Origin of the sequence: Microbacterium sp. 71-23, from assembly GCF_001897265.1 — a bacterium.
GTDB lineage: Bacteria > Actinomycetota > Actinomycetes > Actinomycetales > Microbacteriaceae > Microbacterium > Microbacterium ginsengisoli.
This window is the reverse complement of the sequence record NZ_MKSL01000008.1, coordinates 84046-105709: the sequence shown is the minus strand read 5'-3', so window position 1 is coordinate 105709 and position 21664 is coordinate 84046. Positions and strand designations below refer to the sequence as shown.

Here is a 21664-nt window from a genome sequence, read left to right as displayed (position 1 = left end):
ACGACCGCTCCCAGGCGGGGTATGGGCGGTGATGGGAAACTGTCAGGATGACCCGCCCCGCCGCCGCCACCGATCCCGCCGCTGTCGCGGGGCCCGCGGCATCCGCTCTCGTCCGCGCGATCACCGGAGAGCGCACCGATCGGCTGCCCGTCTGGTTCATGCGCCAGGCCGGCCGCTCACTTCCCGAGTACCGCGAGCTGCGCGTCGGCACCCGCATGCTCGACGCCTGCCTCACCCCCGAGCTCGCCGCCGAGATCACCCTGCAGCCGGTGCGTCGCCACGGCGTCGATGCCGGCATCTTCTTCAGCGACATCGTGGTGCCGCTGAAGCTCGCGGGCGTGGACGTCGAGATCGAGCCGGGTCGCGGCCCCGTGTTCGCCTCGCCCGTACGCACCGCCGCCGACGTCGACCGGCTCACGGCCATCGAACCCGCCGCGGTCGCGGCAGCCGCCACTCCGGTCGCCGAGGCGGTGCGCATCGTCACCACGGAGCTCGGTGACACCCCGCTGATCGGCTTCGCGGGCGCCCCCTTCACGCTCGCCGCCTACCTCGTCGAGGGCGGCCCGTCGAAGGAGCACCTGCGCGCCCGCGCCATGATGCACGCCGACCCGACCTCGTGGCATCGGCTGGCCGGGTGGCTCGCCGAGGTCTCGGCGGCGTTCCTCGGCGTGCAGATCGCCGCCGGGGCGTCGGCCGTGCAGCTGTTCGACTCGTGGGCCGGGTCGCTCTCCCGCAGCGACTACACGACGTTCATCGCCCCTCATTCGCGCCGGGCGCTCGAGGGGGCGGGCGTGCCGCGCATCCACTTCGGCGTCGGCACCGGCCACCTTCTCGCCGACATGCGGCTCGGCGGCATCGCGGACACCGTGGGTGTCGACTGGCGTACCCCGCTCGACGAGGCCGTCGAGGTGCTCGGCACGGATGTCTCGGTGCAGGGCAACATCGACCCGGCCCTGCTCCAGGCACCGTGGGAGGTCGTCGAGGCGCACGTGCGCGAGGTCGTCGCCCGCGGCCGAGCGGCGCGCGCCCACGTGCTGAACCTCGGTCACGGCGTTCCCCCCGAGACCGACCCGACCGTGCTGACCCGCATCGTCGAGCTCGCGCACGAGATCGGCGGGATCGAGTGACGGAGCACGTCGCCGGCATCGCGGATGCCGCGGCGCGCTCCCGTGTGGTCGTCGTCGGCGGCGGCGCGAGCGGCCTCGTCGCCGCCATGGAATGCGCCAAGGTCGGCATCGCCGTGACGGTGCTCGAGGCGTCGTCGCACACGGGCGGAGTGCTGCGTACCCGCGACGTCGCCGGCCTGCCCCTCGACGTCGGTGCCGAGAGCTTCGCCACCCGCGGAGGTCACGTGCGTCAGCTCATCGACGACCTCGGGCTGTCGGGAGAGGTCGTCGACCCTCGTCCCGGCGGCGCGTGGATCGCCGGGATCCCCGGAGTGGGTGCGGCGCCGATCCCGAAGGGTGGGCTGCTGGGAATCCCCGCGAACCCGTGGGACGAGTCGGTGCGCCGCGTGATCGGGTGGGGCGGCGCCTGGCGCGCCTACCTCGACCGCCTGCGGCCGCCGCTCACGATCGGCCACGACCGCAGCCTCGGGCACCTCGTGCGCACCCGTATGGGTGCGAAGGTGCTCGACCGTCTCGTCGCACCCGTGACGAGCGGCGTCTACTCGTCGCATCCCGATGACATCGACGTGGATCTCGCCGCGCCCGGCCTCAACACGGCCCTCACCCGAACGGGGTCGCTGAGCGGAGCGGTCGCGGAGCTCGTCGGAGGTCGCACGACGTCGCCCGGGGCAGCGGTCGGCGGCCTGGTGGGCGGGATGGGCCGTCTCGCCGACGCGCTCGTCGCGCGCCTGCGCGAGCTCGGCGTCGAGGTGCGCACCGACGCGACCGTCGCGAGCATCGAGCACGGTGAGAGCGCAGACACCTTCCGGGTGGTCGTCGACGGCGACGGCGCCGAGACGCTCGCCGCGGACGCCGTGATCCTCGCGGTCGGCGAGCACGAGTCCCGCCGCCTCGCCGCCCCCCTCGTCCCGACCCTCGCGCCCGAGGTGTCAGGCTCGGCCCCCGTGGTCGAAGTCATCACCCTCGTCGTCGACGCCCCCGCCCTCGACGCCGCCCCCCGCGGCACCGGCGTGCTCACCGTCCCCGGGTCGCACGCCGCCAAGGCGCTCACGCACTCCACCGCGAAGTGGCCCTGGGTCGCGGACGCGGCAGGCCCCGGCGTGCACGTGATCCGGCTGTCGTTCGGCGCGCAGGACGAGGCACCCGCGACCGAGAACCTCAGCGATGAGGATGCCGCGGCCCTCGCGCTGTCCGAGGCATCCGCTCTGCTCGGGGTGCCGCTCACCCCCGACGCGCTGCGGGGGTCGGACCGGCAGCGCTACGTGCAGGCGCAGCCGGGCTCGGTGCTCGGACGCCCGGAGCGGGTGGCCGCGGCCCGGGCGGCGATCCAGGCCGTGCCGCGCCTCGGAGTGGTGGGCGCATGGGTTGCCGGAACCGGGCTCGCGCAGGTGGTTCCCGACGCCAAGGCCGAGGCGGACCGGGTGCGTCGACAGGTGCTGTGGGGTCCGACCGGGGAGCCGCCGGCCACTCCGTGAGAGCCGATCGGCCCCGTGTGGCGCCCGCGCGGTCAAGTGGATGCCGGAAACGGAATACAGCGATAGCCTGGGGTCATCCCAGCACTGCAAGAACCGTGAATCGAGCGTGAGGAGATCCCCATGAGGGGCAAGGTTGGACTCGTCATCGGACTGGCCGCGGGCTACGTGCTCGGCACCCGTGCCGGACGCGAGCGCTACGAGCAGATCAAGGCACAGGCTCTCAAGGTGTGGGAGCTCGATCCCGTGCAGGCGCAGGTCGCCCGTGCCGAGGCGTTCGGCAAGTCGGCGCTCGCCGCGCTGCCCAAGGCCGCATGGAACGGGGTCGTGAAGGTCGGCAAGGCCGTCACCTCGTCGTCCACGTCGACCCCCGGTCAGAAGCTCGACGCCGCGGTGAAGGCGGCCAAGGACTCCGCGAAGGATGTCGCAGACGCCGCGGAGACGTCCGCGAAGGCCGCCACCACGGCAGCCAAGCGCACGACCGCGGCGAAGAGCACGACGACCCGCAGCACGTCGTCGCGCGCCAAGAAGCCCGCCACCGAGGAGTGAGATGACCACGCCCCGCGGGTTCCGCGACCTGAACGACGAGAGCCTGTTCACGCTCGTCGGCGAGCTTCCCCAGCTCATCCGCAACCTGATCGTCGCCGAGCTGAACGCCGTCAAGACCTGGCTCGGCTCGCTCGCCAAGAACGCCGGGTTCGGCGCCGTGTGGGTGATCGCGGCGCTCTTCGTGCTCTTCTGGTCGATCCCGGTGTTCGCCGCCTTCGTCATCGCGGGACTCTCGTCGTGGTGGCCCGTGTGGCTCTCGGCGCTGGTGGTGTTCGGAGCGATGCTCGTGATCACCGCGGTGCTCGCGCTGCTCGGGTTCCTGAGATTCCGGCGCATCGGCAAGGGCAACCCCGTGTCATCCATCGCCGCAGACGTCCGCGCCGTGAAGGAGGCCGCCGATGACTGAGCAGGTTCCCGTGCCCCGAACCGCCGTGCCGCTCGGTATCGACGACCCGGTCGAGGCCGCCCGAGCCGAGTTGAAGGCGGCCCTGGCCGCCATCGAGCACAAGGTGAACGTGCCGCGCAGGTTCGAGAAGGCGACGGAGGCGCGCATCTCGCGCTATCGCGACTTCGCACGCAAGAACCCCGCGGGTGCGATCGCCGCGACCGTGGCCGCGGCCGCCGCCATCGGCGGCGTCGTCTGGCTCGCCGTCCGGACGTACGTGCGCTGAACCTCCGGGCTTTCGCACGGTCGCCGTGGTTTGACCTCGCGTCCGGGCGGGGGAGACTGGAGCCATGACGATCGACCAGTCCGACGCCGTCGCGTCCGACACGCAGTACACCCTGTGGGCGGTCCTCGCCCGCGACCCGCACAACGCCGTCACCGAGCTGGACGACACCGAGCTCGCGGAGCTCGTCTCGCACATCGAGGCCGGCGGCACGACCGTGCGCGGCTTCTACGACGTGAGCGGGCTTCGCGCCGACGCCGACCTGATGATCTGGCTGCACGGCCCCTCGGCCGAGGACCTGCAGCGCGACCTGCGGCGCCTCCGCCGCTCCGAGCTGCTGCGCCCGCTGGTGCCGGTCTGGAACGCGATGGGCGTGCACCGGGACGCCGAGTTCAACAAGGCCCACGTGCCCGGGTTCCTGCGCGGCATCGCCGCGAAGGACTGGCTGTGCCTCTACCCCTTCGTGCGCAGCTACGAGTGGTACCTGCTTCCCGAGGAGGAGCGCCGCGAGATGCTCGTCGAGCACGGCCGCAAGGGCGCCGCGTTCCGTGGGGTCACCGCGAACACGGTCGCCAGCTTCGCGCTCGGCGACTACGAGTGGCTGCTGCCCATGGAGTCCGATGTGCTCAGCGACCTCACCGACATGATGCGAGACCTCCGCTACACCGAAGCGCGCCGCCATGTGCGAGAAGAGGTGCCGTTCTACACCGGCCGGCGCATCCCGACCTCGGCCATCCCCGAGGTGCTCGCGTGATGTCGGCGCACGCGTGAGCGACGCTCCGATCCGCCTCGGCACGCGCCGCAGCGCCCTGGCGACCGCACAGTCGCAGCAGGTCGCCGACGCGCTCGCCGCGGCATCCGGTCGGCCCGTCGAGCTCGTTCTCATCACCTCCGAAGGGGATGTCTCGCGGGCCTCGCTGTCGGAGCTCGGCGGTCGCGGCGTCTTCGCGACCCGGCTGCGGGAGGCACTGCTGGCCGGCGAGTGCGACGTTCTCGTGCACTCGCTGAAGGACCTCCCGACCGCGCCCGCCCCCGGACTCGTGATCGCCGCCACACCGCCGCGCGAGGATCCCCGCGACGTTGTCGTCACCCGCACGGGAGTGCCGCTGCACGAGCTCGCGCCGGGTTCGGTCGTCGGGACGGGCTCCCCCCGCCGCATCGCCCAGGTGCGCCGCCGCAACCCGCGGGTCGAGGTTCGCGACATCCGCGGGAACATCGACTCGCGCATCGGTCGGGTGCGCCTCGGCGAACTCGATGCCGTGATCCTCGCCGCGGCGGGGCTCGCCCGACTCGGCGGGTCGCTCCATGATCTGCACCTCGAGCCGCTCGGACTGGCGGAGTGGCCGACCGCGCCCGGGCAGGGTGTCCTCGCGGTCGAGATCCGCGAGGACGCGTCCGCCGACCTCGCCGATGCCGTCGCGGCGCTCGACGATCGTCGGGCCCGGGTGGAGATCACCGCGGAGCGCGCCGTGCTCGCCGGTCTCGACTCCGGATGCCAGGCGCCGGTCGGTGTGCACGCCGAGTTCGACGGCCATGAACTGCGAGTGCGCACAGTGGTCTACGCCCCCGGCGGGGGCGACCGCATCGGGGACGACCGGGCGATTCCCCTGATCAGCGGGTATGCTGGCGAGAAGGGCAGCGGCGATGGTGCAGATGCTGCCGATCGCGCGGATCCCGTGGCGCGCGCCGAGCGCACCGGTACCGTGATCGCGCGAGACCTCCTCGATCGCGGGGCCGCCGGCCTCGCCACCTGAAAGCGTCCCCATGCACGAAGATCCCGCGCGGACAGAAGCCGCCAAGCCCCTGACGGGCTGGCGCGTTCTCGTCCCCCGCGGGGGACCGTGGGGCGACGGCGTCGCCGCCACGCTGCGATCGCAGGGCGCTGTTCCCGTCGTCGCGCCGCTCATCAACTTCGCGCCCACCAACGATCAGGCGACCCTTGAGCAGGCGCTGCGCGATCTCGCCGACGGCGCGTTCGACTGGCTCACGATGACGAGCGCCACCACGGTCGATGTGCTCGTCGCCTATCGCGCAGAGATCCCCGCCCGCACAAAGGTCGCCGCCGTCGGTGAGACGACCGCCGCCGCGCTCCAGGCCGTCGGCTACCGGGTCGACCTCGTGCCCGACCGCGACAACTCGGCCGCCGGAATGGCCGCCCAGCTCATCGGGCTCGAGCCGGAGCCCCGCGACATCCTCACGCTCCGCAGCGAGATCGCGAAGCCCGTGCTCACCTCGAAGCTCATCGAGGCGGGGCACCGCGTGCGCAGCGTCGTCGCGTACCGCACCGTCGGCGTGCCGGTCACGGAGCGCATCCTGCGCGACGTCGAGAACGGGCGCATCAACGCGATCCTGGTGACGAGCGGCTCGGTCGCCGAGCAGGTGCACGAGCAGTTCCCGCACATCCCCGATGCGACCGTCATCGCCGCGATCGGTCCGCGCACCGCGACCGATGCCCGCAAGGTGGGCCTCGACGTCGATGTCGTCGCCCCCCGCCAGACCGTCGACGCGCTGATCGAGGCGGTGTCGCACCTGGTGCTGCCGCACGCAGCCGACGAGTTCCAGCCGTGAGCTTCCCCACCCACCGACTGCGCCGCCTGCGCCAGTCGCCCGCCGTGCGCCGCCTCGCCCGCGAGACGACGCTGGTGCCGTCGCAGCTCGTGCTGCCGCTGTTCGTGCGCGAAGGCATCGCCGATCCGCAGCCGATCGGCTCGATGCCGGGGGTGGTGCAGCACTCGCTCGACTCGCTGCGGCGGGCGGCGACGGATGCCGCGGCCGCCGGTCTCGGTGGCGTGATGCTGTTCGGCGTGCCCGCCGTGCGCGATGCGATCGGCTCGGGTGCGGACGACGAGCGCGGCATCCTGAACGTCGCGACCGCCGCGGTCGCCGCGGAGGTCGGGGATGCGCTCGTCGTGCAGACCGACCTGTGCCTCGACGAGTTCACCGACCACGGCCACTGCGGCGTGCTCGCCGCAGACGGGTCGGTCGACAACGATGCGACCCTCGAGCGCTACGCGGCGATGGGTCTTGCGCAGGCGCGGGCGGGGTCGGCGATGCTGGGCCTGTCGGGCATGATGGACGGCCAGGTCGCGCACGTGCGCGCTGCGCTCGACGCGGAGGGCTTCACCGACACCCTGCTGCTGGCCTACTCGGCCAAGTACGCGGGGGCGTTCTACGGACCGTTCCGCGAGGCGGTCGACTCGCAGCTCACCGGCGACCGCCGCACCTACCAGCTCGACCCGGCGAACGCGCGCGAGGGTGTGCGGGAGGCGATCGTCGACGCCGAGGAGGGCGCCGACGTCGTCATGGTCAAGCCCGCGCTGCCCTACCTCGACGTGCTCGCCGAGGTGCGTGCCTCGGTCGATGTGCCGGTGTGGGCCTACCAGGTGTCGGGCGAGTACGCGATGATCGAGGCCGCCGCCGCGCACGGCTGGATCGACCGTCGTGGCGCGATCTCCGAGTCGCTGCTGTCGATCCGGCGCGCCGGTGCCGACGCGGTGCTGTCGTACTGGGCGCTCGAGGCGGCCGGCTGGCTGCGCGAGTCCCTCTGATCCATCCGGGAGGTGCGGTGTCCGACCGCAACGACGATCTGTTCACGCGCGCCCGCGGCGTCATCCCCGGCGGGGTGAACTCTCCGGTGCGGGCCTACGGCTCGGTGGGCGGTGCGCCCCGGTTCGTCTCGTCGGCGGCGGGGCCGCGGGTGACGGATGCCGCGGGCACCTCCTATGTCGACCTCGTCGCGTCATGGGGTCCGGCGCTGCTCGGCCACGCGCATCCCGAGGTCGTCGAGGCGGTGCGGGAGGCCGCGACCCGGGGTCTCTCGTTCGGCGCGCCGACGGAGGCCGAGGTCGAGCTCGCCGAGCTCATCGCCGCTCGCGTGCGGGTGGGCGAGGCGGCTCCCGTCGAGCGGGTGCGACTGGTGTCGACCGGCACCGAGGCGACCATGACGGCGATCCGTCTCGCCCGCGGGGTCACCGGCCGCGACCTGCTGGTGAAGTTCGCGGGGCACTACCACGGCCACTCCGACGGCCTGCTCGCCGCCGCCGGGTCCGGTGTCGCGACGCTCGCGCTGCCGGGGAGCGCGGGCGTGCCGGCACCGATCGCCGCGCAGACCCTCGTGATCGACTACAACGACCTCGACGCCGTGCGCGAGGTGTTCGCCGTGCACGGCGACCGCATCGCCGCCGTGATCGTCGAGGCGGCGGCCGCGAACATGGGCGTCGTCGCGCCCCTGTCCGGATTCAACGCCGCCCTCGCCGACATCGCCCACGCGCACGGCGCGCTCCTCATCCTCGACGAGGTGCTCACCGGATTCCGCGTGCACCCCGCCGGCTTCTGGGGCCTGCAGCAGGCCGCCGGCGAGCATTACCTCCCCGACATCATCACGTTCGGCAAGGTCGTCGGCGGCGGCATGCCACTCGCCGCCCTCGGCGGCCGGGCCGACGTCCTCGACGCGCTCGCGCCTGTCGGCCCCGTCTACCAGGCGGGAACGCTGAGCGGCAATCCGCTCTCGGTGGCTGCGGGGCTCGCGACCCTGCGCCTTGCGACGCCCGCCGTCTACGAGAAGGTGGATGCCGCGGCATCCGTCGTCGCGACCGCCCTCGCCGACGCGCTCGCCGCCGAGGGCGTGGTGCACGCCGTGCCGAGCGCGGGATCGCTGTTCGGCGTCGCGTTCCTGCCCAAGGCACCGCGGTCGTACGCCCAGGCCCTCACCCAGGAGGCGTGGCGCTACCCCGCGTTCTTCCACGCCATGCTCGACGCCGGGGTGGCGCTGCCGCCGAGCGTCTACGAGGCCTGGTTCCTCACCGCGGCGCACGACGACGACGCGCTCGCTGTGATCACGGCGGCGCTTCCGGGCGCGGCGCGCGCCGCGGCATCGGCGCAGGCCCCCGCGTGACCCGGGTCGTCGTGCTCGCCGGCGGGGTCGGCGGCTCGAAGTTCACCCTCGGTGTGCGTGAGGCGCTCGCCCGTCGCGGCGATCCCGCGGCGACCGTCGTCGTGAACACCGGCGACGACCTGTGGCTGAGCGGCGTGCGCCTGCAGCCCGACATCGACTCGGTGCTCTATGCGCTCGGCGGCCAGAACGACACCGTCCGCGGGTGGGGACGCGCCGGCGACACCGAGCGGGTCAACGCCGAGCTGCAGGCGTGGGGCGCCGGCTGGCCGTGGTTCACGCTCGGCGACCTCGATCTCGGCACCCACCTCGCGCGCACCGGATGGCTGCGCGACGGTCTCTCCGTCACCGAGGTCGTCGCCCGTCTGTCGGCCCGCTGGCCGCTGGGCGTGACCCTGCTGCCGATGACCGACAGCGAGGCCGACACGTGGGTGCGGCTCGAGTCGGGCGAGGTGCTGCACTTCCAGGAGTGGTGGACCCGGCACCGCGCGACCCTCGCCCCCCGCGCATTCGAGAATCCCGGGCTGGTCGGCGCCGTCCCCGCACCCGGCGTCGTCGAGGCGATCGCCGCCGCCGACGTCGTGCTGCTCGCGCCGTCGAACCCGGTCGTCTCGATCGGCCCGATCCTCGCCGTTCCCGGGGTGCGGGACGCCCTCGCCGCGACATCCGCTCGGGTCGTCGGCGTCTCGCCGATCATCGGCGGTGCGGTCGTGCGCGGCATGGCCGACGTGTGCCTCACCGCGATCGGCGTCGACACCGCGGCCGATGCCGTGGCCGCCCACTACGGCAGTCGCACCGCCGGCGGCGTGCTCGACGCGTGGCTGCTCGCCGAGGAGGACGCGGCGCTCGCACCGGCCGTCGCCGCGGTCGGGATCACCCCGGTCGTCGCGCCGCTGTGGATGACCGATGTCGCGGCCTCGGCCGCGATCGCCGACGCCGCGCTGGCCGCGGCCGCCCGCTGAACCGGGCCCTCGCGGGATAGGCGCCGGAGCCGATCGGCCGTGCCTCAGGTCGGTTCGACGTACCGCAACTCCGGAGTCGCGCGCGGGGCGACGCCAACGCCGGGTTCCGGCGGGATTCTCCGGAGTCGTGGTCACCGCGGCGCGGCGCCGTGACTCAGCCGGCGTCGCCGCTTGGAGGCACGGACACGACCCGTCCGGACACGGTGGCGGCACCGAGTTCCGTGATCTCCCAGTCGAGGCCGCGCGCGAGGAGGAGCGTGCCCGCCCCCGCCTCTGCCGGCGCAGGGGGGGTGTAGAGAGCTGGGGTGCCCGCGGGAATGGTGAGGTGCAGCATCGTGGGTCCCGTCGGGACGGTCTCCCGGGTGAGGAACGTCCCGACCAGGAACGTGGGCTCGTGCACGCGCGTGCCCGGGGCGGCTCCCGCCGGAAGTGCGTCGGGGTCGTACGGAAGGGCGACCACGACCGTCTCGGGCGCGGGGCGCACCCGAACGGCACCGTCGAGGGCGGCGATACGGGCGTCGATCTCCGGGGTCGACGGGGCGACGCCGCGCAGCACGGCGTCGATCTGCTCGCGCGTGACGGGGGTGCGAGCGACCTCCGGCGACGCCGCACGGCCACGGGCTGCACCGCCGCGCGAGTTCCGGTCGGGCCGAGGGGGGTTGAGCGCGCCCGAGACGGCGGCCGTATTCGGGAACGTGACGAGATCCGTGCCGACTGCCCCGGAGCGCTCCGGACCGGCGGTACCCACGAGCGAGTCGAACAGCTCGTGTGCCGGGACGCCATTGGCTGCGCCGTCAGCGAGGATCCGCCACCAATGATCGGAGTGGATGTTGACGTAATCCTCGTCGTCGTAACCCGCCAGAAGGACGAGTACGCCGCCGGCCGGATCGGCCGACGTGACGAGGTAGCCGCGAAGGTCGTCGCCGCGACGAACAGGGGCCGCGATCACCGGGCCGTCGGAATGATGCGCGTACGTCGGTGGTCCGCTGACGACGCGGAAGTGGACGTCGTCGTCTTTCCAGCTCATTTCACCACCTCCGCGTAGACGTGCCATTGGCCGTTGACGAGCTCCGATGAGGTCGCCCTCCACTCTAGGCCGCGCCCGAGAAGAAGCTCTCGCTCCGATCCGCCGAACTGCGACATCTCCTCGACCCATCCCGCGGGTGTGCCCGGGGGCACGGTGAGGTGAAGGATCGCGTCCTTGTCGGCGAAGCTCTGGGCGGGTCCGCCGAGGGAGGTCGAGAGGAACGAATCCTCGGTCAGCGTGTTGCCGGCGGCGGCCTTGGGTGTGAAGGGCCAGTGCGAGATGCCCGTTCCGCGTGTCACTTCGATCGTCTCGGTCAGCGGTCGGCGGGCGAGCGTCTCGTCGATCGCGCGGATGTGACCCTCGAGCTCAGCCGGATACGGCGGGCCCTTGCGCAGCGCGCCGTTGATCTCGGCGTAGGTGATCCCGCTCGGTCCGGGTGCTTCGCGGGTGTAATCGAACACCGCCTCCCGCTGAGCCGGGGTCAGCTCGTCGGACAAACCGGCCCAGGCCTGCCGACCGTACGCGACAGCCTCGTCGTCGTCGGCGAAGCGGCGCACGGATGTCAGGCTCACCGCGTCCCCCTCGTGACCCAGCACCCGGCTCACGGCGCTCCTGCCGCCCTTCAGCACCGAGGCGAACAGCTCGTCGGCGTGGGAGAGCAGCGACCGAAGCTTCTCCAGCAGCGTCGCGAGGGTCTTGATCGAGCGGAGCAGCGCGGTGAGCTTCGAGCCGATCTTCGCGGTCCACGAGGCGACGCGCGTCGCGACCTGTTCGACGATCCACGGGGTCGCCAGCCCCGCGGTGACCACCGCCTCCGCGGCCCAGGAGATCGCGGAGCCGACGAGCTGCGACAGCACGTCCCGCACGATGTCGTGCACGACCTGAACGATGGTGGCGGCGACCTGCAGCCCCGTCGCCATGGCACCCGCCCACGTCGCCGCGCCGTGCAGGTGCTGCGCGGCATCCGTCTGGAACCTCCGGTAGGCGTCCATCGCCTCGCCCGCCAGCTCGTCGAGGTCGCCCAGCACCCGGGTCAGCTCGTCCCCGGACTGCTGCAGCTGCGACTGGATGTTCGTCCACGTCGCCGCGAACGCCTGCACCTCTCCGGCGTCGCCGGTGAGGTCGTTGAACCAGCCCTTCAGCGGCTCGAAGTGATCGATGAGCCAGCCGAGTCCGGCGGCGATGAGCGACCCGAGCGGATCCGACACCGTCGCGACCGTGTCGACCGCCGTCGAGAACGCAGCCATTCCCCCCTCGACCCAGTTGCCCGATTCGATCGCCGAGACGAGCTGCGACCCCGAGTCGAGCAGGCCCGCGCCGCTGAACGCGGTCGCGGTCTCGACCCTCGTCGCGACCAGCGGGTTGTCGGTCATGGATGCCTCACCCCAGCGCCTTCTCGATCGACTGCACCGCACGCGCCACGTCGTCCTCGAAGTCGGCCATGTCGGTGGCCACCCCGCGCACCTCCCGGGCGCTCCGGGTCAGCATCCCCTCCGCGGCGGCGATCGCGGAACCGGCCATGGTCGCCGCGAGCGTGGCCGGTGGCACGAGGAAGGCGCAGAGCACTCCGAATGCGCCGCTGCCCATGTTCGTCGCGCGGCTCGCGTCGGCGGCCACCCGCACGTCGGCGGCCACCTGATCGACGCGCGCGGCGTGCGAGGAGATGAGGTCCGCGTCGATCGCGATGCGTTCAGCCATCGTGCCGCCCTCAGATGGCGATCGTCGTGTCGGCCGACGGCGCCGGGCGGTCGAGCTCGCCCCGCAGGTGGGCGACGGTGGGTGAATCGGCGCCGAAGGCCTCGCTCGCCAGCTCCAGAGCCTTCTCGCCGGCCCGCCGCTGCGCCTCGTTCGCGGTGTGCACGATGAGCCGGCCGAGGTCGCGCGACGGCAGATGGGATGCCGCGTCGGTGAGCTCTACGGCGGCGAGGCGGCCCGAGGCATCCACCGTGACGGTGACCTCGCGTCGCGGTGACGTCGCGACCCCGCGCACGGCGTCGATCTGCCGCCTCAGCTCCGCCGCCCGCTCGGCACGCTCCTGCGCGTCGGCGATCTGCTGCTCGACCGTCGCGATGGCCAGATCCGCATCGAGATCGGCGGAGAAGAAGTCACTCACGCGCGTCAGGTTACGACCGGGGTCGGGCGGGTGACGGCTCTTGTCCACAGGCGGGCGTTGCGCCGCCCGGGGCCGGGTCGGCGTCTGTCAGCGCACCATCCAGGCGAGCAGTGATCGCAGCGCGTCGGCCCCGTCGGCACCGATCTCGGGGTGCCGCGCCACGACGTCGTCCACCTCCCTCGCGACCCAGTCCGGGACGTCCCTCGTGGGGGAGTCGAGGGCGACGGTGTCGAGCTCGGTCACGATCGCGACGGTGCGGCGCCGCAGCTCGAGGTCGGTGATGCGCTCGGGATGTCGGCCGATACCCGTCGCGGTCGCGCCCCAGACGTAGGCGCGCAGCCCGTCGTCGACGGTGTCGACGACGGGCTGCGCGAAGGTCATGGGCGCGGGGATCTCAGTGCGTCGCGTCGTCGCGCCGTGCCACCGGCCGCGCCGTCATGCTGCGGTGCCGTGCCGTCGCGACGCGGAACGCGAAGCCCACGGCGACGCACGCGAGGAAGCTCCAGACGACGAAGGTCAGGACACGCGCGGCGCTGGTGCCGTCGAACAGGAGGTTGGCGGCGACCATCGCGATGATCGCGACGACCACGAGGGCGCCCAGGGCGTAGGGGATGGTGGCGCGAATGACGGGTCCGGTCATCGAAGTCTCCATGCGTCGTTGCGGGAGGTGCTCGGTGGGCCCATAGTAGGGGCGTCGTCGGCCGGCGCCAAGCATCTTGTGCACGACGTCGCCGTCGTGCCATGAGATTCAGCCGGCGGCCACCAGGACGGCGTGTGTTCGGGGACCGACTCCGAGGGTCGCGGCGACAGCCAGCTGGGCGGCGGTGTCGACGTCGCGGCGGAGGGTCGAGGCATCCGACACCGGCAGCACCGCGCACCCGAGGGCCACATGGCGAGCGAACGAGCCGTCGCCGAACGCACTCGCCCACGGCACCCCCGCGCCCGCGGTGACGAGCGTCGATCCGGTGCCCTCCGCGTCGGCGACGACGGCGCGGTCGACGGATGCCGCGGCCGCCAGCGCCGCGTCGAGATCGCCTGAGCGCAGCGCCGGCAGGTCGCCGAGGAGCGCCGCGCGGTGGGCGGTGGCGGCGGCCGCCACGCCGCGTGCGATCGCGGCATCCAACCCCCGTGCCTCGCCCTCATCGATCACGCGCACGCGGCCGGACGCCGCCGACGCGCGAAGCTCCGCGTCGTCGGTCACCACGATCACCTCGGCGACCCGGTGCGCCGCGGCGGCCGCGGCGATCGTGTCGAGCGCGATCGCGCGGGCGAGGGCGGCGCGGTCGGCGACGCGCAGGCGCGACTTGCCCACCGACGTCGGCTTCACGGGCACGACGACGGTGAACAGCGGCGGCGGGGCGGCGGTCACGCTCCGAAACGGGCGCGCAGGCGCGGCAGGATCTCGGTGCCGTAGGTGCGCAGGAAGGTCTCCTGGTCGAAGCCCGGGTCGTGGAACACGAGGTGACGGAAGCCGAGCTCGGCGTAGCGGGAGATCTGCTCGACGTGCTCGTCGGGGTCGGTCGACACGATGAAGCGCGAGGCGGCCCGTTCGATCGGCAGCTCGGCGGCGCGGCGCTGCATCTCGATCGGGTCGTGCACGTCGCGCTTCTCCTCGGGGGAGAGCGCGAGCGGTGCCCAGAAGCGGGTCTTCTCGAGCGCGGTCTCGCGGTCGTCGGCGAGCGACACCTTCACCTCGATGAGGGTGTCGACGTCGTCGTCGCTGCGGCCGGCCTTCGTGATGCCTTCTTCGAGCGCGGGCAGCAGGGTGTCGACGTAGAGGGCCGGGTCCTTGCCGCTCGTGGTGATGAAGCCGTCGGCGATTCGGCCCGCGAGCTTCGTGGCGGCGGGACCGGCGGCGCCGATGTAGATCGGCACGAGCTCGTCGGGACGGTCGTAGACGGTGGCGTCGGTCACCGAGTAGAACTGCCCGTCGAACGTGACGCGCTCGCCCGACCACAGCTCGCGGATGAGCGTGATCGACTCCTTGAGGCGCTGGAAGCGCTCGGGCGGCTCGGGCCAGTCGAGGCCGAGTGTCACCTCGTTGAGCGCCTCGCCGGTGCCGACGCCGAGCACGATGCGGCCAGGGTTCAGCAGCCCCAACGTCGCGAATGCCTGCGCGATGACCGCCGGGTGGTAGCGGAACGTGGGGGTGAGCACCGAGGTGCCCAGCAGCACCCGCGAGGTGCGGGCCCCCACGGCGCCGAGCCACGGGATCGCCGCCGGTGCGTGGCCGCCCTCGTGCATCCACGGCTGGAAGTGGTCGCTGATGAACACCGAGTCGAAGCCGACCTCTTCGGCGAGCACGGCGAAGTCGGCGAGCTGGCCGGGGCCGAACTGCTCGGCGGAGGCCTTGTAGCCGAGGCGCAGGGGAATGGTCATGATGCTCCCATCGTGGACGTGTCGGAGTCGGGGGTCGAGTCGATGACGGATGCCGCACCGTCGCCGGCGGCGCCGACGAGCTCGTGCGGCGGCTCGAACTCGGCGCCGGTCGCGCCGTCGAGCACGCGCCGGAACGCGTCGACGGGCGCCGGCCACAGCAGCGTCAGGCGGCCAGAACGCGGATCGACGTACCAGTTGCGGCATCCGCCGGTCAGCCACGGCGTCGCGGCGGCGGCGGCGTCGATCGCGGCGGTGTAGGCGGTCTCGGCCTCGGGGCGCACCCGCCGCACGGCAGGGTGCTCGCGCAGGGCGCGGGCGGCGTACCGGGCCTGCTGCTCGGCCATGAGCACCGAGGAGTTGTGCCCGAGCGAGGCGTTCGGGCCGTTGAGCACGAACAGGTTCGGGAAGCCGGTGACCACCGTCGAGGCGAACGAGGTCATGCCGGTCGCCCAGTGAGCCGCAAGGGTGCCGTGCTCACCGGTGACGAGCTCGGCATAGGGCTGCTCGGCGGCGGCGAAACCGGTCGCCAGCACGATGACGTCGGCATCCATGCGTCGTCCGCTCGCGGCGGTCAGCGTCGTGCCCGAGACCTCGGTGAGCGCCGACGGCTCGAGGTCGACGAGACCCGACGCGATCGACGGGTAGAAGTCGTCCGAGAGCAGCACACGGGTGCAGCCGAACGCGTACGCCGGCGTCAGCGCCGCCCGCAGCGTCTCGTCGGGCACCTGCGCGGCGAGGTGGTCGAGGGCGGCCGCGTGGGCGCGCGCGGATGCCGCGGCATCCCCCGACCGCGACGCGAAGCGTTCCTCGCCTTCGCGGTAGAGCGCGTCGTACGCGGCCTGCACCGCGTCGGGGTCGGCATCGAGGGCCGCTCGCTCGTCGGCGTCGTAGGTGCGCCCGCCGCGCGGGACGATCCACGCGGGCGTGCGCTGGAAGAGGGTCACCCGGGCGCCGCGTCTCGCGATCTCGGGGGCGAGCTGCACGGCGCTCGCGCCGGAGCCGATGACCGCGACGCGGGCTCCGGTGAGGTCGACGTCGTCGCGCCAGCGGGCCGAGTGGAAGATCGGCCCGGGGAAGCTCGCGAGTCCCTCGATCTCGGGGATGCGCGGCTCGGTCAGCCGGCCGCACGCGAGCACGAGGGCGTCCGCCTCGAGCTGCGCCGGCGAGGCGCCGCCGGTCGAGACCCGCCACAGCGACGCGCCCGCGTCCCAGGTCGCGGCCGTCATCGGGGTGTCGTAGCGCAGGGCGTCGCCGAGCTCGGCGGCGACCTGCTCGAGGTAGGTGCGGATCTCCTCACCCGGCGCGAACTCGCGCGTCCACGCGCCGCTCAGGTGCGAGCGCAGCTGGTAGAGCCGCGACGGCACGTCGCACGCGATGCCGGGATAGACGTTGTCCCGCCACGTACCGCCGGCGCTCGCCGCCCGCTCGATGACGGTGACGTCATGCCCCTCGTCGCGCAGCGCGAACGCGGCGGCGAGCCCCGAGAAGCCCGCGCCGACGATGAGCACCCGCGTCGCCGTCACCGGGCCGCCTTCCGCTCGGCATCGGGCTCGCGGTAGTCGGTCGTTCGCTGCCGGAACGGTCGCAGCAGCGACGCGGCGAGCCGCGCGGCCTCGGGGATCGGCAGCTCGAGCCCCTGCTCGACGCTGGCATCGGGGCGCACGCGTCCATCCAGCAGGGTGCCGCCGAGGTCGTCGCCGCCCGAGCGCAGCAGCACGGCGGTCGCCGCGATTCCGAGCCGCGTCCAGGGCACCTGTACGTGGGGGATACTGCCCGTCAGCAGCAGGCGCGAGACCGCGACCATCGCGCGATGCTCGTCGATCGGGGCGCGGCCGGCGACGAGCGGCACGCCGCCGAGCGGCGCGGGAAGCGGGATCGGCACGAACTCGGTGAAGCCGCCGCCGCTGCCGGCGGCCGCGGCATCCGCCTGCAGCTCACGCAGGCGACGCAGATGCGCGACGCGCTCGCCGGCGGTCTCGACGTGGCCGTAGAACAGCACCGACGTCGAGCGGAAGCCGTGCGCGTGCGCGGCGCGGATGCCCGTCTCCCACCGGTCGATCTCGAGGTCGCCGTCGAACGCCGCCCGTCGCACCCGCTCGCTCAGCACCTTGACGCCGGTGCCGGGTACGCTGCGCACGCCCGCGTCCCGGAGTGCCGCCAGGGCACCGTCGAGACCGAGCCCGCCGCGGTCGGCGAGATCCCAGACGTCCTGCGGGCGGTAGGCGTGCAGGTGCAGGCGGGGCGCCGTCTCGTGCACGGTGCGGGCGATGTCGAGATAGGCGCGGGGATCTTCGGATGCCGCCACCCGCCCCTGCACGCAGATCTCCGTCGCGCCGAGGTCCCACGCGTCGGTGGTGATCGCCGCGACGTCGTCGAGCGTGAACGTGCCGGGCTCGCCGGTCGCGACCGCCCGGAACCCGGTGGAGGTGAGATTGCGGTTCACGACGATGCTGACCGTCTCGCCGACCGTATAGCGCCGCACGTCGTCGGCGGTCGCGGTGAGGGTGTCGAGGCCGGACCCGGTCGCGGTCAGCAGGCGCACCCAGTCGCCGTCGTCGAGGTCTCCGGGGGCGGATGCCGCGGCCTCCGCGAGTCGGGCGAGGTCGCCGCCGCTGCGCCGTGATGCCGCCGGGGCGCCGCAGCGACGGAGTGCGGGCGCCGCGTCACCGGCGAGCCCCGAGTCGGGGTCGGCGAGCCTCGCGACCGCGGGTCGGAGATCGGGGTCGATCCAGCCGTCGGGATCGCGCACGAACTCGGGGTGCGCGGTGAGCCGCTCGCGCAGGGTGAAGCCGAGCTCGGCGGTGCGACGGGCGAGGTCGTCGAGGTGCGGCCAGGGGCGCTCGGGGTTGACGTGGTCGGCGGTGAGCGGCGACACCCCGCCCCAGTCGTCGGCGCCGGCGCGCACGAGAAGCTCGAACTCCGTCTCATCCGACAGGTTCGGCGGCACCTGCACGCGCATGCGCGGCCCGAGCACGAGGCGCGCGGTCGCGACCGCCGCGACGTACTCGAGCAGCGACGCGTCGGGCGCGGCCCGCATCGCGGTGCGCGGCTTCGCGCGGAAGTTCTGCACGATCACCTCCTGCACGTGACCGTGGCGGCGGTGCGCATCGCGGAGCGCGATGAGCGACTCCGCCCGATCGTGCACGGTCTCACCGATGCCGACGAGGATGCCCGTCGTGAACGGCACCCGCTCTCGGCCGGCGTCCTCGATCACCGCCAGTCGCACGTCGGGGTCCTTGTCGGGCGAGCCGTAGTGCACCTGCCCGGGCTCCTCGAACAGCCGGCGCGAGGTCGTCTCGAGCATCATCCCCATCGAGGGGGCGGTGGGGCGCAGCATCCGCAGCTCGTCCGCCGACATCACGCCGGGGTTCGCGTGGGCGAGCAGCCCGGTCTCGGCGGTGATGAGCCGAGCCATCGCGGCGACGTAGTCGAGCGTCGAGGTGTAGCCGTGCTCGTCGAGCCAGGCGCGCGCCTCGGGCCAGCGGTCCTCTGGGCGGTCGCCGAGGGTGAGCAGGGCCTCTTTGCATCCGAGGGCGGCGCCCTGGCGGGCGACGGTGAGCACCTGCTCGGGCGTCATGTAGACGGGCTTGCGCAGCAGTCGCAGCTGTGAGGGGGTGTCGACGAAGATGCAGTAGTGACAGCGGTCGCGGCAGAGGGTCGTGAGCGGGATGAACACCTTGCGCGAATAGGTGATGACGCCCGGGCGGCCGGCTGCGGTGAGCCCCTCGTCGCGCAGAGCGGATGCCGCGGCCAGCAGCGCCTCGAGATCGTCGCCAACGGCACCCAGCAGCGCTTCGGCGTCGGCGGCGTCGAGGTCGCGGCCCGCGCGGGCGGCGGCGATCGCCTCGGGGATGCGCACGGCGGACGCCGGCGCCGGATGATCGGCCAGACTCACCGGTTCAGTCTTCCACCCGCAGAAGGCGTCGGGGTTGTCGGATCGTTGCCGGGATGTAAGCAAACGCCGCCGCGGCCGCCGCGGTGCCCTGGCAGACTAGGCGCATGGTGACCCTGCTGCTCGACTCGGCTCAGCTCGAGATCGTGCTGTCGGGCGCCGAGCGGCTCACGGCATTCCGCAAGCGGAATATCGTCGTCGAACGCTCGTCGATCACCCGGGCTCAGCTCACCGACGACCCGTGGACGTGGCTGCGGGGCACCCGCGGGCGCTCGACCTACGTGCCGGGCGTCACCGCCGCGGGAACGTGGCGCACCGGCGTCGGTGACGACTTCGCCGTCATCCGGGCGAAGCGCCCCGGTGTGGTAATCGACCTCGACGAGTCGGCGGAGTTCTCGCGCATCATCCTCACCACGCGGCACGGCGTGGCACTGCTGCGCGCCCTGCGGCTCGACGGCGGCGACGAGCCGACGGATGTCGCCGAGCTCGCGCCCGACGCCGACTGACGCGCCCGCTCAGGCGACGTCGCGTCGCCAGCTGAAGATGTGGCCGAGCAGGAGCAGCGCGAATGCGTAGGCGGCGAGCACGATGGCCGCCGCGTACCAGGTGAGCGGGTCGGGAGACGCTCCGCCCTGACCGAGCGTCAGCACGGACGAGCCCACCAGCTGGTCGGATGCCGCGCCGGGCAGGAAGCGCCCGACATCCTGCAGCCACGAGACGAACATCGTGCCGAGGCGCAGCAGCGGCTCGATGAACTGGGTGAACGCGAGCACGACGACGATCGCGGCGACCTGGTTGCGGATGAGGGTGCCGAGGCCCAGGCCCACCCAGGTCCACAGCACGAACACGAGCAGGATGCGTCCGACCAGCGCCCAGGTGTCGGACGAGCCGAGACCGGTAGGCAGACCGTGGGCGGCGAGCAGACCCGCGATCGGTCCGACGGTCACGAGAAGCGCGAGCACGCCGTAGAGCAGTCCGAGGGTCGTCGAGGCCAGCAGCTTCGCCCACAGCACAGTGCCGCGCGCGGGGGTCGCCAGGAACGTCGGCGTGAGCGTCTTGTGGCGGAACTCGCCGGTGACGATGAGCGTGCCGATCAGCAGCGGAAAGACGTAGCCGATCGACGAGGCCAGGCTGTACAGCGTCGCCGGAACCTCACTGCTCGACTCGCTGAGCGCACTGCCCGTGCTCGATGAGGACAGGACGAATCCGAGGAACGTGGACACGAACCCGACGTAGACGACGAGCACGATCGCGAGGATCCACCAGATCGCGGTGGAGTAGAGCTTCGTCAGCTCGGATCGGGTGGCACGGGCGAGGCTCATCGCTGCTCGCTTTCGTCGTGGCGGTCGGTATCGGATGCGGCGGGCTCCGCGTCATCCGGGTACTCCTCGGTCGCATCGCTCCCGGCGGCGACCGGGACGTCGGCGAGCTCGACGACCTCTGCCGGACGCTCGACCTCTTCCACGCCCTCTGTCGCGCCCTCAAGCTCGGTCGTGCTCGAGCCGTCGGGCACACCTGCCGCGGATGTCACATCGGGTGCGGCCGACGCGGTGGTGGCCGGCTCATCGGGTGCGGCGGCGTCCGCCGCGGGGGCGAGGATGCCGGCGGCGGACGCATGCACGCGGTCGCCGGAGACCAGCTCGAGGAACGCCTCTTCGATGTTCGGCCCGCGGCGCACGAGCGACGACAGGGCGACACCGGCCGCCGCGGCGGCTGCGCCGACCTCGACGGCATCGGCGTGGAGAACCGTGAAGCCCGTGCGCAGGAGGTCGTAGGTGAAGCCGCCCGCGGTGAGGGCTGCCGCGAGGGCGGCGCGGTCGGGGGCATCCACCACCGTCGACACCTCGTCGGGGCCGACGATGTCCTCGATGGCACCCTGGTAGACCAGTCGCCCCTTGGCGACGATGAGCAGGGCGTCGGCTGTCTGCTGCACCTCGGAGAGCAGGTGCGATGACATGAGCACCGTACGACCCTCGCGGGCCAGATGCTGCAGCAGCGTGCGCATCCACTTGATGCCCTCGGGGTCGAGGCCGTTCGTCGGCTCGTCGAGGATCAGCACTCCGGGGTCTCCCAGCAGGGCGTAGGCGAGGCCGAGGCGCTGCCGCATGCCGAGCGAGTACCCGCCGACCCTGCGGCCCGCGGCATCCGACATGCCGACGAGCGCCAGCACCTCGTCGACGCGGGAGGTGGGGATTCCCGCCGCCTGGGCGTAGACCTTCAGATGGTTCGCGCCCGAGCGACCCGGGTGGAAGGAGGATGCCTCGAGCACCGCGCCGACGCTGCGCAGCGGATCGGTCAGCTCACCGTAGAGGCGTCCGCCGATGCGGGCGGTGCCCGATGTCGGGCGCACCAGACCGAGCAGCATGCGCAGCGTCGTGGTCTTGCCCGCCCCGTTCGGGCCGAGGAAGCCGGTCACCACGCCGGGCTCGACGCGCGCGGTCAGGCCCGCGACCGCATCGACGCGGCCGAAGCTCTTGCGCAGGTCGGTGAATTCGAGCACCTGGCCGTCCGGCATCGGCTCCTCCTCGGTCCGTGGTGGTTCCATCTTGGCGGACAACCGCCGATCGACCCGGGATTTGCGCCG

Annotated in this window: 24 protein-coding genes; 12 read left to right on the top strand and 12 right to left on the bottom strand. The window is 72.9% G+C overall.

Going from position 1 to position 21664, the window contains the following annotated elements; all coding sequences use genetic code 11:
- Nucleotides 1-47: 47 nt before the first annotated feature.
- The 11 genes from hemE to cofD all read left to right on the top strand — a co-directional run bounded on the left by hemE (nt 48) and on the right by cofD (nt 9669).
- On the top strand, nt 48-1127 hold the full coding sequence (hemE, locus tag BGO15_RS00590) for a uroporphyrinogen decarboxylase (protein WP_056209686.1): 1080 nt from the start codon (nt 48-50) through the stop codon (nt 1125-1127).
- Nucleotides 1124-2602, top strand: a complete 1479-nt coding sequence (hemG, locus tag BGO15_RS00585) for a protoporphyrinogen oxidase (protein ID WP_056519786.1) — start codon at nt 1124-1126, stop codon at nt 2600-2602. The genes hemE and hemG overlap by 4 nt, the downstream gene beginning before the upstream one ends.
- 120 nt (nt 2603-2722) lie before the next feature.
- On the top strand, nt 2723-3148 hold the full coding sequence (locus BGO15_RS00580; protein WP_045247484.1) for a hypothetical protein: 426 nt from the start codon (nt 2723-2725) through the stop codon (nt 3146-3148).
- A gap of 1 nt (nt 3149) precedes the next feature.
- Entirely contained in the window at nt 3150-3554 is a 405-nt protein-coding gene (locus tag BGO15_RS00575; RefSeq protein WP_045247483.1) for a phage holin family protein, read from the top strand.
- The gene (locus BGO15_RS00570; protein WP_045247482.1) at nt 3547-3819 is read left to right on the top strand and encodes a hypothetical protein; all 273 of its coding nucleotides are present in this window, start codon (nt 3547-3549) and stop codon (nt 3817-3819) included. Before BGO15_RS00575 ends, BGO15_RS00570 begins: the two co-directional genes overlap by 8 nt.
- Nucleotides 3820-3883: 64 nt before the next feature.
- On the top strand, nt 3884-4570 hold the full coding sequence (hemQ, locus tag BGO15_RS00565; RefSeq protein WP_045247481.1) for a hydrogen peroxide-dependent heme synthase: 687 nt from the start codon (nt 3884-3886) through the stop codon (nt 4568-4570).
- 13 nt (nt 4571-4583) lie between these two features.
- A complete protein-coding gene (hemC, locus tag BGO15_RS00560; RefSeq protein ID WP_273188850.1) occupies nt 4584-5570 on the top strand; it encodes a hydroxymethylbilane synthase in 987 nt (328 codons plus the stop codon).
- 10 nt (nt 5571-5580) lie between these two features.
- On the top strand, nt 5581-6384 hold the full coding sequence (locus BGO15_RS00555; protein WP_056209701.1) for a uroporphyrinogen-III synthase: 804 nt from the start codon (nt 5581-5583) through the stop codon (nt 6382-6384).
- Complete coding sequence (gene hemB, locus BGO15_RS00550; RefSeq protein WP_056209704.1) at nt 6381-7364, top strand: porphobilinogen synthase; 984 nt, start codon at nt 6381-6383, stop codon at nt 7362-7364. The genes BGO15_RS00555 and hemB overlap by 4 nt, the downstream gene beginning before the upstream one ends.
- 17 nt (nt 7365-7381) lie before the next feature.
- A complete protein-coding gene (locus BGO15_RS00545; protein ID WP_056519783.1) occupies nt 7382-8710 on the top strand; it encodes a glutamate-1-semialdehyde 2,1-aminomutase in 1329 nt (442 codons plus the stop codon).
- Entirely contained in the window at nt 8707-9669 is a 963-nt protein-coding gene (cofD, locus tag BGO15_RS00540) for a 2-phospho-L-lactate transferase (protein ID WP_045247476.1), read from the top strand. The genes BGO15_RS00545 and cofD overlap by 4 nt, the downstream gene beginning before the upstream one ends.
- 154 nt (nt 9670-9823) lie before the next feature.
- Here the strand turns inward: cofD and BGO15_RS00535 are convergent, their stop codons facing one another.
- The 10 genes from BGO15_RS00535 to cofG all read right to left on the bottom strand — a co-directional run bounded on the left by BGO15_RS00535 (nt 9824) and on the right by cofG (nt 19077).
- A complete protein-coding gene (locus BGO15_RS00535; RefSeq protein ID WP_056209707.1) occupies nt 9824-10696 on the bottom strand; it encodes an ADP-ribosyltransferase family protein in 873 nt (290 codons plus the stop codon).
- Complete coding sequence (locus tag BGO15_RS00530) at nt 10693-12069, bottom strand: ADP-ribosyltransferase (RefSeq protein ID WP_056519780.1); 1377 nt, start codon at nt 12067-12069, stop codon at nt 10693-10695. Before BGO15_RS00530 ends, BGO15_RS00535 begins: the two co-directional genes overlap by 4 nt.
- Before the next feature lie 7 nt (nt 12070-12076).
- The gene (locus BGO15_RS00525) at nt 12077-12394 is read right to left on the bottom strand and encodes a hypothetical protein (RefSeq protein ID WP_056209710.1); all 318 of its coding nucleotides are present in this window, start codon (nt 12392-12394) and stop codon (nt 12077-12079) included.
- A gap of 10 nt (nt 12395-12404) precedes the next feature.
- Nucleotides 12405-12809: a YbaB/EbfC family nucleoid-associated protein gene (locus tag BGO15_RS00520; RefSeq protein WP_162237865.1), complete on the bottom strand. Its 405-nt coding sequence runs from the start codon at nt 12807-12809 to the stop codon at nt 12405-12407.
- An 87-nt stretch (nt 12810-12896) separates the two neighbouring features.
- Nucleotides 12897-13190 (bottom strand): hypothetical protein, encoded by a 294-nt coding sequence (locus BGO15_RS00515; RefSeq protein ID WP_045247472.1) that lies wholly within the window; start codon nt 13188-13190, stop codon nt 12897-12899.
- Nucleotides 13191-13203: 13 nt separating this feature from the next.
- The gene (locus BGO15_RS00510) at nt 13204-13449 is read right to left on the bottom strand and encodes a hypothetical protein (protein ID WP_056209717.1); all 246 of its coding nucleotides are present in this window, start codon (nt 13447-13449) and stop codon (nt 13204-13206) included.
- A 108-nt stretch (nt 13450-13557) separates the two neighbouring features.
- On the bottom strand, nt 13558-14178 hold the full coding sequence (gene cofC / locus BGO15_RS00505) for a 2-phospho-L-lactate guanylyltransferase (protein ID WP_056209720.1): 621 nt from the start codon (nt 14176-14178) through the stop codon (nt 13558-13560).
- Nucleotides 14175-15188, bottom strand: a complete 1014-nt coding sequence (gene fgd / locus BGO15_RS00500) for a glucose-6-phosphate dehydrogenase (coenzyme-F420) (protein WP_056519778.1) — start codon at nt 15186-15188, stop codon at nt 14175-14177. The genes cofC and fgd overlap by 4 nt, the downstream gene beginning before the upstream one ends.
- On the bottom strand, nt 15185-16711 hold the full coding sequence (locus BGO15_RS00495) for a flavin-containing monooxygenase (protein ID WP_235557470.1): 1527 nt from the start codon (nt 16709-16711) through the stop codon (nt 15185-15187). Before BGO15_RS00495 ends, fgd begins: the two co-directional genes overlap by 4 nt.
- Nucleotides 16708-19077 (bottom strand): 7,8-didemethyl-8-hydroxy-5-deazariboflavin synthase CofG, encoded by a 2370-nt coding sequence (cofG, locus tag BGO15_RS00490; RefSeq protein WP_056519837.1) that lies wholly within the window; start codon nt 19075-19077, stop codon nt 16708-16710. The genes BGO15_RS00495 and cofG overlap by 4 nt, the downstream gene beginning before the upstream one ends.
- A gap of 110 nt (nt 19078-19187) precedes the next feature.
- On the opposite strand from cofG, the gene BGO15_RS00485 reads away from it, so the two are divergent.
- Nucleotides 19188-19586: a hypothetical protein gene (locus tag BGO15_RS00485; RefSeq protein WP_056209723.1), complete on the top strand. Its 399-nt coding sequence runs from the start codon at nt 19188-19190 to the stop codon at nt 19584-19586.
- 9 nt (nt 19587-19595) lie between these two features.
- Here the strand turns inward: BGO15_RS00485 and BGO15_RS00480 are convergent, their stop codons facing one another.
- Nucleotides 19596-20402 carry an ABC transporter permease gene (locus BGO15_RS00480; RefSeq protein ID WP_056209726.1) on the bottom strand — a complete coding sequence of 269 codons (807 nt, stop codon included), beginning with the start codon at nt 20400-20402 and terminating at the stop codon, nt 19596-19598.
- Nucleotides 20399-21595, bottom strand: coding sequence for an ABC transporter ATP-binding protein (locus BGO15_RS00475; protein ID WP_082483226.1), 1197 nt, complete (start codon nt 21593-21595; stop codon nt 20399-20401). Before BGO15_RS00475 ends, BGO15_RS00480 begins: the two co-directional genes overlap by 4 nt.
- Nucleotides 21596-21664: the final 69 nt, after the last annotated feature.

What these genes read in the sequence shown, in the direction of transcription:
- hemE (WP_056209686.1), top strand. Translation starts at nt 48, where the DNA reads ATGACCCGCCCCGCCGCCGCCACCGATCCCGCCGCTGTCGCGGGGCCC.
- BGO15_RS00580 (WP_045247484.1), top strand. Translation starts at nt 2,723, where the DNA reads ATGAGGGGCAAGGTTGGACTCGTCATCGGACTGGCCGCGGGCTACGTG.
- BGO15_RS00575 (WP_045247483.1), top strand. Translation starts at nt 3,150, where the DNA reads ATGACCACGCCCCGCGGGTTCCGCGACCTGAACGACGAGAGCCTGTTC.
- BGO15_RS00570 (WP_045247482.1), top strand. Translation starts at nt 3,547, where the DNA reads ATGACTGAGCAGGTTCCCGTGCCCCGAACCGCCGTGCCGCTCGGTATC.
- hemQ (WP_045247481.1), top strand. Translation starts at nt 3,884, where the DNA reads ATGACGATCGACCAGTCCGACGCCGTCGCGTCCGACACGCAGTACACC.
- BGO15_RS00555 (WP_056209701.1), top strand. Translation starts at nt 5,581, where the DNA reads ATGCACGAAGATCCCGCGCGGACAGAAGCCGCCAAGCCCCTGACGGGC.
- BGO15_RS00535 (WP_056209707.1), bottom strand. Translation starts at nt 10,696, where the DNA reads ATGAGCTGGAAAGACGACGACGTCCACTTCCGCGTCGTCAGCGGACCA.
- BGO15_RS00530 (WP_056519780.1), bottom strand. Translation starts at nt 12,069, where the DNA reads ATGACCGACAACCCGCTGGTCGCGACGAGGGTCGAGACCGCGACCGCG.
- BGO15_RS00525 (WP_056209710.1), bottom strand. Translation starts at nt 12,394, where the DNA reads ATGGCTGAACGCATCGCGATCGACGCGGACCTCATCTCCTCGCACGCC.
- BGO15_RS00515 (WP_045247472.1), bottom strand. Translation starts at nt 13,190, where the DNA reads ATGACCTTCGCGCAGCCCGTCGTCGACACCGTCGACGACGGGCTGCGC.
- BGO15_RS00510 (WP_056209717.1), bottom strand. Translation starts at nt 13,449, where the DNA reads ATGACCGGACCCGTCATTCGCGCCACCATCCCCTACGCCCTGGGCGCC.
- fgd (WP_056519778.1), bottom strand. Translation starts at nt 15,188, where the DNA reads ATGACCATTCCCCTGCGCCTCGGCTACAAGGCCTCCGCCGAGCAGTTC.
- BGO15_RS00485 (WP_056209723.1), top strand. Translation starts at nt 19,188, where the DNA reads ATGGTGACCCTGCTGCTCGACTCGGCTCAGCTCGAGATCGTGCTGTCG.
- BGO15_RS00480 (WP_056209726.1), bottom strand. Translation starts at nt 20,402, where the DNA reads ATGAGCCTCGCCCGTGCCACCCGATCCGAGCTGACGAAGCTCTACTCC.
- BGO15_RS00475 (WP_082483226.1), bottom strand. Translation starts at nt 21,595, where the DNA reads ATGCCGGACGGCCAGGTGCTCGAATTCACCGACCTGCGCAAGAGCTTC.